This window comes from Streptomyces sp. CB01881 (assembly GCF_002953255.1).
Lineage (GTDB): Bacteria > Actinomycetota > Actinomycetes > Streptomycetales > Streptomycetaceae > Kitasatospora.
On record NZ_CP026498.1, the window covers coordinates 8,363,584 to 8,379,103 of the forward strand.

Consider the following 15,520-nt stretch of genomic DNA (forward strand, 5'->3'; position numbering starts at 1 on the left):
GTGTGAGACCTTGCGGACGCCCTTCTCCTTCAGCACGTCGTACTGGTCGAGGAGGGTGGTCACGCCGCCGATGCCGGAGGCGATCACGGCGCCCAGGCGCTCGGGGGCGAGCTTGGAGGACTCGTCGGTGGCCGGGGTCTCGTAGCCGGCGTCGGCCCAGGCCTCGCGGGCCGCGATCAGCGCGAACTGCGCCGAGCGGTCCAGCCGGCGGGCCAGCGGGCGGGGGAGGATCTCGCCCGGGTCGACCGCGGTCCGCGCGGCGATCCGGACGGGCAGTTCGGCGGCCCACTCCTCGGTGAGGGCGGCCACGCCGGAGCGCCCGGCGACCAGGTTCTCCCAGGTCGTGGCGGCGTCGCCGCCCAGCGGCGTGAAGGCGCCGATACCCGTGACTACCACGGTACGGTTTTCAGCGGTCACTGGATCTTCTTCTCTCACGTTGCGGGGGTACGGCGGCGGGCCGGGGGTGGGGCCCGGCCGGACGCCCGCGGGGGCGTCCGGCCGGCGGGTCGGCCGGCTCGGGGAGCCGGCCGACGTCAGGCGTCGATCGGGTCGAACGCTCAGGCGTTGGCGAGGATGTAGTCCACCGCGTCGCCGACGGTCTTCAGGTTCTTGACCTCGTCGTCCGGGATCTTCACGTCGAAGCGCTCCTCGGCGGCCACGACGACCTCGACCATGGAGAGCGAGTCGACGTCCAGGTCGTCGGTGAAGGACTTGTCGAACTCGACGTCCTCGGCCGGGATGCCGGCGATCTCGTTGACGATCTCGGCGAGACCTTCCAGAACCTCGTCCTTGGTAGCCATACTGGCTGCTCCTCTTCAGTGGTGAATGCGGCCGCCCGGCGGACGGACGCAGGCTTTCTTGGGGGTGGGGCGAAACGCGCCTAGGGGAGCGTAACGACTGCCGCGGCGTAGACCAGACCCGCCCCGAACCCGATGATCAGCGCGAGGTCGCCGCTGCGTGCCTCACCGCTCTCCAACATGCGCTCCATCGCCAGCGGGATGGAGGCGGCGGAGGTGTTGCCGGTCTCGGTGATGTCGCGGGCGACCGGAACCGACTCGGGCAGCTTGAGGGCCTTGATCATGGCATCCGTGATGCGCATGTTGGCCTGGTGCGGGATGAACGCGCCCAACTGGTCGGCGGTGACCCCGGCGGCGTCCAGCGCCTGCTGGGCCACCTTGGCCATCTCCCAGACCGCCCAGCGGAAGACCGCCTGGCCCTCCATCCGCAGGGCCGGCCACTTGACCTCTTCGCCGGCGCCGTTGACGGCGTCCTCCTTGGCGAAGGCGGTGTCCCAGGCCTGGGTCTGCGAGATGACGTCCTTGTGCGAGCCGTCCGAGCCCCAGACGACCTTGCCGATGCCGGGCGTGTCGGACGGGCCGACGATCGCGGCGCCGGCGCCGTCGCCGAAGATGAACGCGGTCGAGCGGTCCGACCGGTCGGTCAGGTCGCTGAGCCGCTCGACGCCGATCACCAGCACGTAGTCGGCGCTGCCGCCGCGGACCATGCCGTCGGCCAGGCCCAGGCCGTAGCCGAAGCCGGCGCAGGCGGCCGAGATGTCGAAGGCGGGCGCGGTGCCGCAGCCCAGCCGCTCGGCGATCTCGGTGGCGATCGCAGGGGTCTGCTTGAAGTGCGAGACGGTCGCGACGATCACGGCGCCGATCCGGTCGGGGTCGATCCCGGCCTGCGCGATGGCCTTGCCGGCGGCCTGCACCGACATCTCGGCGACGGTCTCCTCCGGGCCGGCCCAGCGGCGCTCGGCGATCCCGCTGCGGGTGCGGATCCACTCGTCCGAGGAGTCGATCCAGGTCAGCACCTCGGAGTTCGGGATCACCCGCACCGGGCGGTAGCCGCCGACCCCGAGGATGCGTGAGTACTGAGCGCCGGTGACCGGCCTGATCCGGGCTCTGCTCATCCCTGCTGCTCCTGACCGCCGTGCTCCGCGACGAGCTCACGGGCCTTGTCCAGGTCGGCGGGCGTCTTGAGGGCAAGCGTCGCCACGCCCTTGAGGTTGCGCTTGACGAGTCCGGTGAGGGTGCCCGCCGGGGCGAGCTCGATGACGGCGGTCGCGCCCAGCTCGCGCAGGGTCTCCATGCAGAGGTCCCAGCGGACCGGGTTGGAGACCTGCGACACCAGCCGGTCCAGCACCTCGGTACCGGACGCCACGACCTGGCCGTCCTGGTTCGAGACGTAGGCGACCTTCGGGTCGGCGACCGGCAGGGTCGGGGCCAGCTTGGCCAGCCGCTCGACGCCGGGCGCCATGTGCGAGGTGTGGAACGCGCCGGCGACCTTGAGCGCGATCAGCCGGGACCCGGCCGGCGGGTCGGCCTGCAGGGCCTCCAGCTGCGCCAGCGTGCCCGCCGCGACGATCTGGCCGCCGCCGTTGTTGTTGGCAGCGGTCAGTCCGTGCTCGGCGAGCTTGGCGGAGACGGCCTCCGGCTCGCCGCCGAGGACGGCGATCATGCCGGTCTCGGTGGCCGCGGCGGCCTCGGCCATCGCCAGGCTGCGCTCGCGGACGAAGGTCAGCGCGTCGTGGGCGGAGAGGACACCGGCGCCGGCGGCGGCGGTGATCTCGCCGACGCTGTGGCCGGCCACGGCGCCGACCAGCGCACGGGCGCGGTCCTCGTCGGGGAACAGCTCACGGGCGGTCACCAGACCGGCGGCGACCAGCAGCGGCTGGGCGACGGCGGTGTCCTTGATCTCCTCGGCGGACGCCTGGGTACCGGCGTGCACCAAGTCGAGCCCGGCGACCTCCGACCAGCTGCGAAGCCGGTCGGCGACACCGTCGAGCTCCAGCCAGGGGCTGAGGAAACCGGGGGTCTGGGCACCCTGTCCAGGGGCGACGATTACGAGCACGGTTCAACCCTCTCTCGCCGGACGCCCGCGGGCGGGTAGGCGACGGTAACGAAGAAAAGCATCCGGGATTGTAAGTTCCCTACATCGGGTTCAACTGGGCTCCCCGGCCGCCGTGAGTCGTCCCAGCGCCAGTGCGATGCGCAGTGTGAATGCCGAACGTACGTCGGAGGGAGCGTAGCCCGTGACGTCTGTCACACGTCGGAGCCGGTAGCGCACCGTGTTGGGGTGGACGAAGAGCATCCGGGCCGCTCCCTCCAACGAGGAGGCCTGCTCCAGGTAGACGCTCAGGGTCTCCAGCAGCGCCGAGCCGGCTTCGTCCAGCGGTGTGTAGATCTCCTCCACCAGCTGACGGCGGGCCGCCTGGTCGCCGGCGAGCGCCCGCTCCGGCAGCAGGTCGTCGGCGAGCACCGGGCGGGGTGCGTCCGGCCACGCCGCGCAGGCCCGCAGGCCGGCCGCGGCGGCGTGCGCCGAGCGGGTCGCCGACAGCAGGTCGGGCACGGTCGGGCCGACCACCACCGGGCCGGGGGCGAACTGGCCGATCAGCGCCCGGGCCGCGTGCACCGGCTCCTTGTCGCCGCCGACCACCACCACCAGGCGCTTGCCCAGCACCCCGGTCAGCACGTGCAGCTTGGCGTGCCGGGCGGCCCGGCGGATCGCCTCGACCACCAGTTCGCTGTCACCGTCCGGGGCACTGCCCATCACCACCCGGACCTGGCTCGGCTGGCCCCAGCCGAGCGCGGCGGCCCGGGAGAGCACGCCCTCGTCGGCGTCGCCGGAGAGCAGCGAGTTGACGACCAGCGCCTCCAGCCGGGCGTCCCAGGCGCCGCGCGCCTCGGCCGCCTGGGCGTACACCTGGGCGGTGGCGAAGGCGATCTCGCGGGCGTAGACCAGCACGGACTCGCGCATGTCCGCCTCGTCGCCGGGGGCGGCGACCTCCTCGATGGCCTCCTCCATCACCTCGATCGTGGTGCGGATCAGCTCGACGGTCTGGCGCAGGGTGATCGCCCTGGTCAGCTCACGCGGCGCGGTGCCGAAGACGTCGGTGGAGATCGCCTGCGGGGCGTCCGGATGGCGGTACCACTCGGTGAAGGCGGCGATGCCGGCCTGGGCGACCAGACCGATCCAGGATCGGTGCTCCGGCGGCATCCGCCGGTACCAGCCGAGCTGGTCGTCCATCCGCGCGATCGCGGCGGTGGCCAGCTTCCCGGAGGACTTCTCCAGCCGCTTGAGCGTCGCGGCCCGGCGCTCGGCCCGCTCGGCGGCGAGTCTGCGCTCCTGCGCGGTCAGGCGCGGCGCCGCGCGGCCCGGCCGGTCGCGGCCGGCCCCGGGGGCCGGGCCCTTTCCGTTCTGGCCGGGCCCGGTGGTGGGATCGCTCTTGGAGTTCGCTGAAGCGGCTGGCACAAGGACAAGACTGCCTCACCGGAGTGACTGCTCGTGCACAGCCCCCGGCGGAGCGGCACGGTGGCGGCCGTCACACCCACTACGGTGGACCCGTGACCGACGCCCCCGCCCGCCCCCGCGCCGACCTGCGCCGTACCGCCGAGCGCTACGTCTCCACCCCGGCCGAGGGCGTCGAGACCAGACACGCGTTCTCCTTCTCCGGCCACTACGACCCGAAGAACACGCACTTCGGCGCGCTGCTCGCGTGCAACGAGGAGCTGCTCGCCCCCGGCGCCGGGTTCGACGAGCACCGGCACCGGGACACCGAGATCCTCACCTGGGTGCTGGAGGGCGCGCTGGCCCACCGGGACTCCCACGGCCACGGCGGCGTCGTGCGCCCGGGCATGGTGCAGCACCTGAGCGCGGGCTCCGGCGTCACCCACACCGAGCGCAACGTCGGCGGCGCGCAGGGGCCGGTGCGCTTCGTGCAGATGTGGCTCCAGCCGGACGTGTTCGACGCGGCCCCGGCGTACGGGCTGCGCCGGGTGGAACCGGCGGACGGCGGGTTGACGCTGCTCGCCTCCGGGCTGGACCGGGACGCCGGCGCCGGCGCCCTGCGGCTGCGCCGCAGCGACGCCGCGCTCTGGCTGGTCACCGCCGGCCCCTGGCAGCCGCTGCCCGAACTCCCGGCCGCCGCCTGGCGGTACGCGCACCTGACGGCCGGTTCGCTCGGCTACCGCACGGTGCCCGGGCCGCAGGGCGGCGGGCGCTCGATGGCGCCCGGCGACAGCGTCCGGATCACCGGCGGGGCCTTCGCCGATCCGACCGCCGGCGAGACCGGCGCCGAGCTGCTCCTCTGGGAGATGCACTCGCCGGTCTCGTACGGCTGACGGACGCGCGGGGATGTCTCGGGTCAGCCGCGCAGTTCGGCCAGCACCGCGTCGCTGAGCACCGGCCAGACCTCGGCGGCCCACGGCCCGAAGTCCCGGTCGGTGAGCGCGATGCAGGCCACGCCGGCCTCCGGGTCCACCCAGAGGAAGGTGCCGGACTGGCCGAAGTGCCCGAAGGTGGCGGGGGAGTTGGCGGTTCCCGTCCAGTGCGGCGCCTTGCTGTCGCGGATCTCGAAGCCGAGGCCCCAGTCGTTCGGCCGGCGGTGGCCGAAGCCCGGCAGCACGCCGCCGGTGCCCGGGAAGGCGACCTCGCGGGTGGCCGCGCGCACGGTGGACGGGTCGAGCAGCTTGGGCGACTGGAGCTCGGCCGCGAACAGTGCGAGGTCGGCCACGGTGGAGAGGCCGCCCGCCCCGGCAGGGGACCTGTGCGCGGTGTTGATCAGCGTCGAGCCCATCCCGAGCGGCTCGAACACGGCCTCGGCGGCGTACCGGCCGAACTCGATGCCCGAGGCCTCCTGGAGGGTCCGCGCCAGCACGTCGAAGCCGGCGTTGGAGTAGAGCCGGCGGTTGCCCGGCTCCGCCATCACCCGGTGCTCGTCGAAGCCCAGGCCCGAGGTGTGCGCCAGCAGGTGGCGGACGGTGGAACCGGCGGGCCCGGCCGGGTCGTCCAGCTCGAAGACGCCCTCCTCGACCGCGACCAGCACGGCGTACGAGGTGAGCAGCTTGGTCACCGACGCCAGCGGGAACAGGTGGTCCTGCGGGCCGTGCCCGCCCAGCACCGCGCCGTCCGAACCCCGTACCACCGCCGCCGCGGCGTGGGGCACGGGCCAGGTCTCGATCATCCGCAAGCTCTCCATGCGCCCGACTCTAACCGGACGGCGCAAGCCGTTACCGGGAGCACCCGGATGGCAGGCTTGCTTCGAGTGCACTCCAACTCACTAGCGTCGTCGTCACCACCGCTCACCACTGGGGGTTTCCGGTCATGGCACTTCTCTCGCCGATCCAGGTCGACCTGCGCACCTGTTCCGACGTGTTCAGCACGCCGGTCGGAGAGCCGGACCGCACCCCCCGGCACACCATCAGCGAGGTCGCGGCGGCCAGCGGACTGAGCGCCCACACCCTGCGCTGGTACGAGCGGATCGGCCTGCTCGACCCGGTCGACCGCTCCGCCTCCGGCCAGCGCCGCTACTGCGACGCCGACCTGCACCGGCTGGCCTTCCTGGGCCGGCTGCGGCTGACCAGCATGACGGTGGCCGACATGCTCCGCTACGTGGAGCTGGCCCGCCAGGGCGAGCGGACCTCCGAGGACCGGCGCGACCTGCTGGTCGCGCACCGCGAGGTGGTCCGGCAGCAGATCGCCGACCTGCACGCGACCCTCGCCGTCCTCGACTACAAGATCGATCTCTACGCCGGCAGGATCGCCGACCTCGGCGAGCCGGCGGACCGACCGCAGAGGAAGAAGAGCGCATGAGCCTCCCCACTCTCCCCACCGCCCGGCTCGGCACCGACGGTCCGGCCGTCGGCGTCCAGGGCCTCGGCTGCATGGGCATGAGCGAGTTCTACGGTCCGACCGACACCGCCGAGGCGCTCGCCACCCTGGACGCCGCCCTGAACGCCGGTGTCACCCTCTTCGACACCGCCGACGTCTACGGGGCCGGCCGCAACGAGGAGCTGATCGGCCCCTTCGTCCGCGCCAACCGCGACCGCGTGGTCGTCGCCACCAAGTTCGCCGTCGAGCGCAGGGCGGACGACCCGTCGTACCGCGGCGTCCGCAACGACCCGGCGTACGTCCACGCCGCCGTGGACGCCTCGCTGCGCCGCCTCGGCGTGGACGTGATCGACCTCTACTACATGCACCGCCGGGACCCGGCCGTGCCGCTCGCCGAGTCGGTGGGCGCCATGGCCGAACTGGTGAAGGCCGGAAAGGTGCGCCACCTCGGGCTGTCCGAGGTGACCGGAGCCGAGCTGCGCGAGGCGCACGCCGTGCACCCGATCGCCGCCCTGCAGTCCGAGTGGTCGGTCTTCGCCCGGGACGTCGAGCGCTCGGCGGTGCCGGCCGCGGCCGAGCTGGGCGTCGCCTTCGTGCCGTACTCGCCGCTCGGGCGCGGCTTCCTGACCGGCTCGTTCGGCGCGGCCGAGGAGCTGGCCGCGGACGACGTGCGGCGCACCCAGCCCCGGTTCACCGGCGCCAACGCCGCGGCCAACGCCACGCTGCTCGACCCGGTCCGGTCCATCGCCGAGGCCCGCGGGGTCACCCTCGCCCAGGTGGCGCTCGCCTGGGTCCACCAGCGCGCCGAGGTGCACGGGCTGACGGTGATCCCGATCCCCGGTACCCGCAGGCGCACCCGGCTCGCCGAGAACACCGCCGCCGCGACCCTGCGGCTCGGCGCCGACGAGCTGGCCGCGCTGGAGCCGGTCGCCGGCCTGGTGGCCGGGGACCGCTACCCGGACATGGGCTTCACCTCGGTCGGCAGGGAGTGACCGGCGCCCGCCGGGAGCACGCTTCCCGTGCTCCCGGCGGGCGTGGGCGGCATCAGACCTCGCGGCCCAGCCAGGCCGCCAGCCGGGTGGTCGCGTCGGCGTCCGCCGGGGCGGGCCGGACCGGGCCGAACGGGACCGGGCCGCCGCGGTTCCCGGCCGGCAGGATGGCCGTGGCGGCGGCCAGGGCGCCCTCGGCCAGCTGCTCGTCCAGGGCGAGGCCGCTGCCCAGCGTCCGCGCGATGTCCCAGGAGTGGGTGACCACCTCCATCACGTAGCCGCCGACGGCGGCCCGGCCGGGCACCTCGCCCCAGGGGGCGAAGGAGGGGCGGTCCAGCTTGGCGTCGTCGGCCCAGGCGGCGGTCACCCGGGCGCGGGCCCGGTCGAACGCGGCCGGCCAGGCGTCGTCGGCCAGATCGCCGGTGGCCGCGACGACGTCCTCGGCGCGGCCGCCCTCGCCGATGTAGGCGAGCCGGTGCATGCCGCCGACCACGTGGCCGAGCAGCTGTCGCAGGTCGTACTCGGTACAGGGGGTGGGCCGCCCCAGCGTCTCCGGCGTCACCTCGGCGATCAGCTTCTCCAGCTGGCCGAGCGCGAGCAGGTACGGCGGGCGGGGGTCCTGGGTGGTGTTCATGCGGGGTCAGCTCCATTGGTGCGGAAGGGGTTTGTCCGTCGGAGGCAATCTCCCGGTAAAACCTGACAACCGCCGTCAGGGTTTCTGGGATCCTTCCGGCATGAAGGCCGACCGCCTGCTCTCGATACTGCTGCTGCTCCAGACCCGCGGCCGGGTGTCCGCCACCGAACTGGCCGACCGCCTGGAGGTGTCGGTCCGCACCATCTACCGCGACGTGGAGGCGCTCTCCGCGTCCGGCGTCCCGGTCTACACCGAACGCGGCCGGCACGGCGGGATAGCGCTGCTGCCCGGCTACCGGACCGACGTCAGCGGGCTCACCTCGGACGAGGCGCGCGCCCTGTTCGTGCTCTCCGCCCAGTGCGTGCACAGCGACCTCGGGCTGGACGGTGCGCTCGGCTCGGCGCTGCGCAAGGTGATGGCCGCGCTGCCCGCCCCGCACCGCCCGGCGGCCGAGCGGATCAGCGAACGCGTCCTGGTCGACCCGGCCCGCTGGCTCCAGCCCGGCTCCGCCGCGGCCGGGACGGACCTCGGCGAGCTCCAGCACGCCGTCTTCGCCGACCGCCGGCTGCGGCTGCGCTACCGGCACAGCGGCACGCCGGCCCCCGTCGAGTACACCGTCGACCCGTATGGCCTGGTCTTCAAGGCGTCGGTCTGGTACCTGGTGGCCGATCTGCACGGCGAGCCCCGGCTGTTCCGGGCCGAGCGGGTGCTCGCCGCCGAGACCGCGGAGGAGCCGGTGCGCCGCCGTCCGGGGGTGGGGCTCGGCGAGGCCTGGGCGGTGCTGCGCGAGCAGGTGGAGCGGCTGCCGAAGGAGCTGGCGGTGAAGGTCCGGGTGCGGCGCGGGCGGCTGGACATGTTCGTCCGGATCCACGGCTCCCGGCTCAGCGCACCCCCGCCGGCCGACGCGGGGGGCGGGGCCCCCGAGGAGTGGGTCGAGCTGGCGATGGGGTTCCAGTCGCTGCCGTCCGTCCGCGCGCTGCTCTCCTTCGGCGGGGACGCCGAGGTGGTCTCGCCGCAGGCGGCCCGCCGGGAGCTGGCCCGCGCGGCCGCCGAGGCGGCCCGGCTCTACCGGGACTAGACAGGCTCCGGCGGGGCCGGGGCCCGGGTGTCCGGGGCCGGAGCGTCCGTCGTCAGGCGTCCGGGGCCGGGCGGACGACGTCCTGGTAGTGACCGAGCGAGATGGCCGCGAAGTTGTGCAGGCTGTCGGTGCCCTCGGCGAAGTAGCCGTTGTGGCCGGAGGAGCGCGCCGAGGAGATCTGCTCGGCGCCGAAGTCGGCCGAGGTCGGGTCGGCGCCGTGGCCGAGCCCGCCGACCTCCAGGTAGGGCACGTTGCCGATCCAGTCGCTGCCGTTGCGGGTGGCCCAGACGTGGACGCCGGTGCCCAGCTCGGTGGTGCTCTGCACGCCCATGCCGGGGCTGCCGAACACCATGAGGTCGGTGACGCCGGAGGTGTCCGACGGGGACGCCGCCGCCCGCGGGATCTCGGGGGCGGCGTTGCCGCAGACCACCGAACCGTAGGAGTGGCAGAGCAGGGACGGCGGCGTGTCCGGGCGGGTGGTCTCCTTCAGCCCGGCGAGCAGCCGCTCCAGCCGGGGCGCGCCGACGTCGGCGAGCCGGGAGGTGACGGCGTCCGGGCCGAGGCCGGAGGGCGTGACGTAGCCGGTCCAGGCGATCACCGCGGTGCGGGTGGCGGGCGACTGCCGCCGCTGCTCGGCGTACAGGGCGCGGGCCATCCCGGCGGGGGAGCGCAGCGGTTCGACGGCCTGGTCGAAGTGGCCGAGGTCGGCGTCCGAGCCGGGGACGACGACGGAGATCCGGTCGGCGTCGGCGAGGTCGCCCCAGACCTCGGTGACCAGGCCGCGGCCGCGCGGGTCGAAGGCGAGGACCTGCCGCCCGGGGGCGAGCAGGTGGTCGACGTCGTTGGCCCGGGAGACGGCGAGTGCCCGCAGGTCGGAGTCGAGGTTCCGGTCGGCGGCGCGGGCCCGGGCGCGGTCGCGTTCGGCGGTGAGCGCGATCCGGTTGGCGCGGTAGCGCAGGTCGACCGGGGCGCCGTCGAAGTTGCCGACCACCAGCGGGTAGTCCCGGATCAGCCGGTCCAGCTCGGTGGGGGCCAGCGAGTCGAAGAACTCGGCGGCGGCGGCCGGTGTGGTGGTGGCCGGGCTGGGCAGGGTGCGGCCGAAGGAGTGGTCCTGGACCCAGGCGGTGCTGCCGGCCGGGGGTGTGGAGATCGCGAGCTGCTCGGTGGAGGCGGCGGCCTGGGCCGCGGCGGCGCCGGCATCGGCGAGGACGGCGCATCCCGCGAAGGCGCCGATCATTACACGCTTCCACCGCCGACGGCGCATCGCGTCAACTCCTAGGGGCCCGTGACCGTTCCGCGGGCGGGGCCCGGAGGTGGTACGCCTGCCAACTTCGACTGCCAACTTCCTGGCCAAGCCTAGGGTGCCGGGCGGAAAGCCGGGCTGCCCCAAACTGTGGGATGGATCACATGAACCGGAGGTGTCCGGCCGGCGTCACGGGGCGTCACCTCGCAGTGCCGGCGTCGAACTCCCTGACCATCCGCTTCGGCGCGGCCAGCCGCCAGGCCTCGGTCAGCAGGTCCCGCAGTTCCTCCGGGTCGACCCGGTCGAGCCGGACGCCGACCCAGCCGTGCCGCCCGACGTACTTGGGGTAGGAGAACACCTCGGGCTCGGCCGCGAGCAGCTCGGTCTGGTCCTCCCGGGAGGCCTTGAGGCTGATGGTCCCGCCGTCCGGCGAACCCATCGCGAAGATCTTCGTACGGACCCGCAGGGTCTCGATCTCCCAGGTGGGCTGCTGTTCGGCCTCGGGCAGGGCGAGCGCCATCGCGCGGAACTCGTCGAAGGTCACCATGGCGGCAGCGTAGGGCAAGGGTCGGACAGTGCTCCCCCGGTACGCGCCGGGTGAGGGCGCGTACCGGGGGACGACGGGCTACTGGAGCGAGGACCAGAGGTTGCAGGAGCGGTCCCGCAGGACCTGGAAGTCCCGGTGGCCGGCGCCGTCCGAGACGGCGATCCGGCGGTAGTTCTCACCGTGGAACACCCAGTACTGGCTCTGGCCGTTGACCCGCTGCTGGTCGGGCACGGGGAGGAAGCAGTCGACCTTGCCGATCCCCTGCAGCGAGGCCCAGGCGGTGAGGTCCCAGTCCGCGCGCTCCCAGGTGTCGGTGTGGGCGCTGCCGTCGGCGACCGAGACCAGCCGGTAGAGCTGGTGGCCGCCGGTGGTGTGGAACACCCAGTACCAGCTCTTGCCGTTGACCCGCTGCTGGTCGGGCACCGGCAGGAAGCAGTCCACCCGCTCGACGCCCTGGAGCGAGGGCCAGGCGGTGAGGTCCCGGTCGTCGCGCTCCTTCGTGTCGCCGTGCCTGGAGCCTGCGGTGATCGAGGCGACCCGGTAGACCTGCTTGTTGCCGACGGTGTGGAACAGCCAGTACCAGCTCTTGCCGTCGGGGTTCTGCTGGTCGGGGAAGGGCAGGACGCAGTCGATCCGGCCGACGCCCTGGAGCGCGGGCCGGGCGCCGTACGGAGCGTCGCCCTTGACCAGGGCGTCGGTGGACGTCATGCCGTCGGCGACCGAGATCTTCCGGTAGAGGCCGTCGTGGCAGACCCAGTACTGGCTCTGGCCGCCCTTGCGCTGCTGGTCGGGCACGGGGAGGAAGGTGTCACAGGGGTAGCCCTTGCCGCCCGGCTGCGGGAGCCGGCCGCCGGCCTGCTGCGCCGCCTGCGGGACGAGCCGCCCCTCGGAGAGCGCCTTGAGCGTGGTGATCGACGGCATGAAGGCGTAGACCGAGCCCTCCGTCCGGACGAACTGCTGGAAGCTCAGCGGGGTGTGCTTGATCGCGCCGTCCGCGCCGAGGCTCTCGTAGTCGACCTGCGCCTCCGCGATCACCGGGTCCTTCCCGGGCTCCGGGGTGCGGCCGGGCGGGAAGTTCGGCTCGTCGATCCAGTCGGCCTGGATGAACTCGAACTGCCGGGCGATGTCCGCCTGGTAGGAGACGAAGAGCAGCCCGCGCTCCTCGTCGGCACCGCTGCCGGGGGCTCCCGAGGTCGGGTCGAACGGCTGCCCGTAGGGCGCGCCGCGGCGCATGATCCGCCGGCCGTCGAGGTCCCCGGCGGGCAAGGGGTCGTTGCCCGGGTTGACCACGAGGCCGGCCCGCGGGCTGCTCTTGCGCAGGTGGGAGAAGAGCGGGGTGACGAGCCCTTCGGGGTCGTCCTTGAAGTCGAAGTCGTTGTCCGTCGGCGCGCTCGGGTCGCCCGTCGGGTCCTGGAGCTGGTGCTTGCAGACCGGCGCGCCGGAGCGCCAGCGGCCGACCAGCCGCGCGCCCAGCCACTCGACGGTGGCGTTCTCCGGCACCGCCTTGGCCTGCTTGAGCTCCCCCAGCCTGACGGAGATCTGCGCCCACCAGCCGGGGACGTCCTGCGCGAGCCGGCGGACCACGTGGAAGGAGCCGTTCCTCGCCCAGTCGGGGTAGCCGGTGAAGCTGTCCCCGGCGGTCGCCTCCCCGATGACGAACTCGCCGGCCGGGATGAGCCGGGTGCCGGGGTGGCCCTCCACCTCGCCCGGCCGGGTGGAGCTCTCCGCGTCGAAGAGGCGGACGCCGGGTTCGCTGATGCCGTCCTTGAACCCGAAGTGCTCCTTGCCCTTGCGCGGGCCGCTCATGTGCTCGGCGTTCTGCTGGAACACGATGACGATCTTGGCGTCGGCGGCCGCGTTGCGCTGGGCGGTGAGCGCGTTGTTCAGGGCGTCCACGGTGTCGGAGGCGATCGTCAGCACCGCGTGGACGTTCTGGTTCTTGCCGTTGCCGAACTTCCAGCGCTCCGGGGAGTTGTCCCCGGTGTCGCCGAGCGCGCCGGCCCGCTTGGCCGAGCCCTCCTTGAACGCCTCCAGGCCCGTGCCGACCGGCGGCGCGTCCTCGAACGGGTCCTTGTCGGAGAGCATCCTCATGCCCTCGTAGGTGAAGCTGACGGCCAGCCAGGTGGCCTTGAGCGTCTTGGGGTCGTCGCCGCCGGACGCCCTGCGGGCGTCGCTGAAGGCCCCGTTGAACGTGGCGACCTGCCGGGTGGTGGCGATCTGCGGGGCCAGGTCCCGCAGCCAGTTCCGGGCCCTGATCGCGTCCTCGAACTTCAGGAACAGCAGGGTGACGTGGTCCTTCTTGAATCCGGCGACGATGTCGCCCTGGATCTCTTCGCTCTCGCGAAGCCTCAGGTCCGCTGCCATGGGTCGGTACCTCCGTTGGGTGGGTGGGAAGGCGGTCAGGCCGAGGGGCTGAGCTGGATCCACTGGGCGACGCTGGGCACGCCCTGGTCGTTGAGCAGGAAGAGCATGTACCAGCCGGGCGGCGCGGCCTTGGCGTCCGGCGGGGCCTGCAACTCCAGGCGGTTGCCGGCCCGGCTGCTGATCCGCAGTTCGACGTGGCGCTGGCTGGTGTTGACCGAGTGGGTGGAGGTGGTCGGTGCCAGCAGGACGGCCTTGGCGGCCCGCTCCGGGGTCGAGGTGGTGACCAGGAACTTCTTGTCGAAGCCGACCGGGGTGGTCGGGGCCCGGTCGAGCGAGGGGCGGTTGCCCTGGTGCAGGTAGGCCGGTTCGTAGATCTCGATGGTGCCGTTCATGTTGATCGGGCCGGTCGTGCCGGGGACACCGCTCACCGTGCCGTTGATGTCCGGGTTGTTGGCGAGCTGCTGGAGCTCGTCGCCGGTCACCATGACGCGCCCGTCCGGCAGGACCACGGCGTTGGAGTGGTAGCCGCGCGGCAGGCGCTGGACCGGGCCGAGCTTCCAGTTGCCCTGGGCGTCGCGCAGCTCGATCTGGCGGTACTTGAGGTCGGCGTTCGGGTTGTAGGGGCCGTTGCCGTAGTCGCGGATGTCGTACGCGCCGTTGACGGTCATCAGCTTGCCGTCGGGAAGCAGGATGGTGTCGTCCTGGGTGCGGCCGAACGCGCGGGACTTCTCGGCGGTCCAGCTGCCGTTGGAGAAGCGCAGGGTGCTCGGGTTGTCCCGGTCGCCGCCGAGGACCAGCGCGGAGTCCGGGCCGTAGACGCCGCCGGGCAGCATGACGGCCGAGCCGTAGTTGCGCTTGCGGCCGTCCGGGCGGGCCGCCAGGTCGCTGCGGGACTCGGCGACCGGGTCGAACTTCCACTGCTCGCCGGCCTGGCGGCCGAAGCCGTAGATGTTGCCGTCGTTCAGCGAGAACAGGTGCGGGTAGTCCAGGGAGAACGGGGCGTCCGCCTTGAACCGGTCCACCGGGGTGTTCTTCGGGATGTCGCTCTTGAGCGTGGGCACCGGGAAGCCCTTGGCGGGGAAGCGCTCCACCACCGGGGTCGGGGTGCCCCAGCCGAGCTCGGACTGGCCGGACATGATCAGCTGCCGGCCGTCGGCGCCGGTCACCACGGACGGGTACCAGCGGCCGACCGACATGTCGGGGTTGCGGGTCCAGGTCTCGGTCCACGGGTCGAAGACCAGCGACAGCTTGGCACCGGTGCCGCCGTTGCCGCCGAGGTTGCCGCCGAAGACGCCGAGCATGCCGTTGGGCAGGAACGAGTGGCCGGAGCAGAAGAACGGCGCGGGCCGGGGCTCGTTCAGGCCGTCGGGCATGTCGACGACCGGCGGGGTGACCTTCTTGAACGCGCCGGCGCCGCTGCCCTGGGCCGGGTCCCAGAGGAAGGCCCGGCCGGCGTTCTCCTTGCCGGTGGTCTGGGTCGGGGCGGGCTCCTTCTCCGGGTTGGTCTCGATGCGCTCGAAGGAGAACAGCAGCACCTTGCCGGTCGGCAGCAGCGCGACGTGGTCGCCGAAGTCGGGTGAGGGGAAGTACTCGTTGAACGCGCCGAAGACGGTCGGGTCGAAGCCGGCGTTGGTGGTGGTCTGGGAGTCCGTCAGCGCCTTCAGCCGGTTGGTCCGGGTCGTCTGCGGGTAGTCGCCGATGCCGCGGACGGCGGCGCGCATGCGGGCGTGCTCCTCGGCGTGCTCCTGGCCGAGCGCGGCGACCTCGTCGTCCCGCATCTCGGCCTGCACCCGGGGGGAGGTGACGTGCGGGGCGGTGTCGTCGGCGCCGTGGCCGGGGACGAGGGCGACGGCGGGCGCCGCCGCAGCCAGGACGGTGCCGGTGGTCAGTGCGCAGACGACGGCGGTGGCGACGGCGGACAGCCGGCGGCTGGCCCGCGACCGGTGCCGCGGCCGCGGTGGGGACAGGGACATGGGACTCCTAGCGAGGGGATGTCGTGGGAGGGCCGGCGGGCGCGGGGCGGACGGGCCGTGGGCGGGCGCAGGCGCGAAGG

At 73.4% G+C, this 15,520-nt stretch carries 14 protein-coding genes and 1 pseudogene; 4 read left to right on the forward strand and 11 right to left on the reverse strand.

Annotation, left to right across the window (positions count from 1 at the left end; translation table 11 throughout):
• The 5 genes and pseudogenes from C2142_RS40420 to C2142_RS26525 all read right to left on the reverse strand — a co-directional run.
• A pseudogene (locus C2142_RS40420) lies at positions 1-417 on the reverse strand (beta-ketoacyl synthase N-terminal-like domain-containing protein); the annotation flags it as partial.
• A 140-nt stretch (positions 418-557) separates the two neighbouring features.
• Entirely contained in the window at positions 558-800 is a 243-nt protein-coding gene (locus C2142_RS26510; RefSeq protein WP_148645266.1) for an acyl carrier protein, read from the reverse strand.
• Positions 801-880: 80 nt separating this feature from the next.
• On the reverse strand, positions 881-1,912 hold the full coding sequence (locus tag C2142_RS26515) for a beta-ketoacyl-ACP synthase III (protein WP_148645267.1): 1,032 nt from the start codon (positions 1,910-1,912) through the stop codon (positions 881-883).
• Positions 1,909-2,853, reverse strand: a complete 945-nt coding sequence (locus tag C2142_RS26520) for an ACP S-malonyltransferase (RefSeq protein ID WP_148645268.1) — start codon at positions 2,851-2,853, stop codon at positions 1,909-1,911. The genes C2142_RS26515 and C2142_RS26520 overlap by 4 nt, the downstream gene beginning before the upstream one ends.
• A gap of 90 nt (positions 2,854-2,943) precedes the next feature.
• Positions 2,944-4,140 (reverse strand): helix-turn-helix domain-containing protein, encoded by a 1,197-nt coding sequence (locus C2142_RS26525; protein ID WP_148645928.1) that lies wholly within the window; start codon positions 4,138-4,140, stop codon positions 2,944-2,946.
• A gap of 206 nt (positions 4,141-4,346) precedes the next feature.
• On the opposite strand from C2142_RS26525, the gene C2142_RS26530 reads away from it, so the two are divergent.
• Positions 4,347-5,123 carry a pirin family protein gene (locus C2142_RS26530; protein WP_148645269.1) on the forward strand — a complete coding sequence of 259 codons (777 nt, stop codon included), beginning with the start codon at positions 4,347-4,349 and terminating at the stop codon, positions 5,121-5,123.
• A 23-nt stretch (positions 5,124-5,146) separates the two neighbouring features.
• Here the strand turns inward: C2142_RS26530 and C2142_RS26535 are convergent, their stop codons facing one another.
• Entirely contained in the window at positions 5,147-5,980 is an 834-nt protein-coding gene (locus C2142_RS26535; protein ID WP_148645270.1) for a serine hydrolase domain-containing protein, read from the reverse strand.
• Between the two features lie 125 nt (positions 5,981-6,105).
• Between C2142_RS26535 and C2142_RS26540 the strand changes: the two genes are divergently transcribed.
• Positions 6,106-6,594, forward strand: a complete 489-nt coding sequence (locus C2142_RS26540; protein WP_148645271.1) for a MerR family transcriptional regulator — start codon at positions 6,106-6,108, stop codon at positions 6,592-6,594.
• A complete protein-coding gene (locus C2142_RS26545; RefSeq protein ID WP_148645272.1) occupies positions 6,591-7,604 on the forward strand; it encodes an aldo/keto reductase in 1,014 nt (337 codons plus the stop codon). The genes C2142_RS26540 and C2142_RS26545 overlap by 4 nt, the downstream gene beginning before the upstream one ends.
• A gap of 52 nt (positions 7,605-7,656) precedes the next feature.
• Here the strand turns inward: C2142_RS26545 and C2142_RS26550 are convergent, their stop codons facing one another.
• Positions 7,657-8,235 carry a TIGR03086 family metal-binding protein gene (locus C2142_RS26550; protein ID WP_148645273.1) on the reverse strand — a complete coding sequence of 193 codons (579 nt, stop codon included), beginning with the start codon at positions 8,233-8,235 and terminating at the stop codon, positions 7,657-7,659.
• A 100-nt stretch (positions 8,236-8,335) separates the two neighbouring features.
• Between C2142_RS26550 and C2142_RS26555 the strand changes: the two genes are divergently transcribed.
• Entirely contained in the window at positions 8,336-9,313 is a 978-nt protein-coding gene (locus C2142_RS26555) for a WYL domain-containing protein (protein ID WP_148645274.1), read from the forward strand.
• A 52-nt stretch (positions 9,314-9,365) separates the two neighbouring features.
• On the opposite strand, the gene C2142_RS26560 is transcribed toward C2142_RS26555, so the two are convergent.
• The 4 genes from C2142_RS26560 to C2142_RS26575 all read right to left on the reverse strand — a co-directional run bounded on the left by C2142_RS26560 (position 9,366) and on the right by C2142_RS26575 (position 15,440).
• On the reverse strand, positions 9,366-10,550 hold the full coding sequence (locus C2142_RS26560; protein WP_277347274.1) for an alpha/beta hydrolase: 1,185 nt from the start codon (positions 10,548-10,550) through the stop codon (positions 9,366-9,368).
• 205 nt (positions 10,551-10,755) lie between these two features.
• A complete protein-coding gene (locus C2142_RS26565) occupies positions 10,756-11,103 on the reverse strand; it encodes an MmcQ/YjbR family DNA-binding protein (protein ID WP_148645276.1) in 348 nt (115 codons plus the stop codon).
• A gap of 78 nt (positions 11,104-11,181) precedes the next feature.
• Positions 11,182-13,467, reverse strand: a complete 2,286-nt coding sequence (locus tag C2142_RS26570; RefSeq protein ID WP_206671027.1) for a Dyp-type peroxidase — start codon at positions 13,465-13,467, stop codon at positions 11,182-11,184.
• Positions 13,468-13,502: 35 nt separating this feature from the next.
• The gene (locus C2142_RS26575) at positions 13,503-15,440 is read right to left on the reverse strand and encodes a galactose oxidase early set domain-containing protein (protein WP_148645277.1); all 1,938 of its coding nucleotides are present in this window, start codon (positions 15,438-15,440) and stop codon (positions 13,503-13,505) included.
• Positions 15,441-15,520 lie beyond the last annotated feature (80 nt).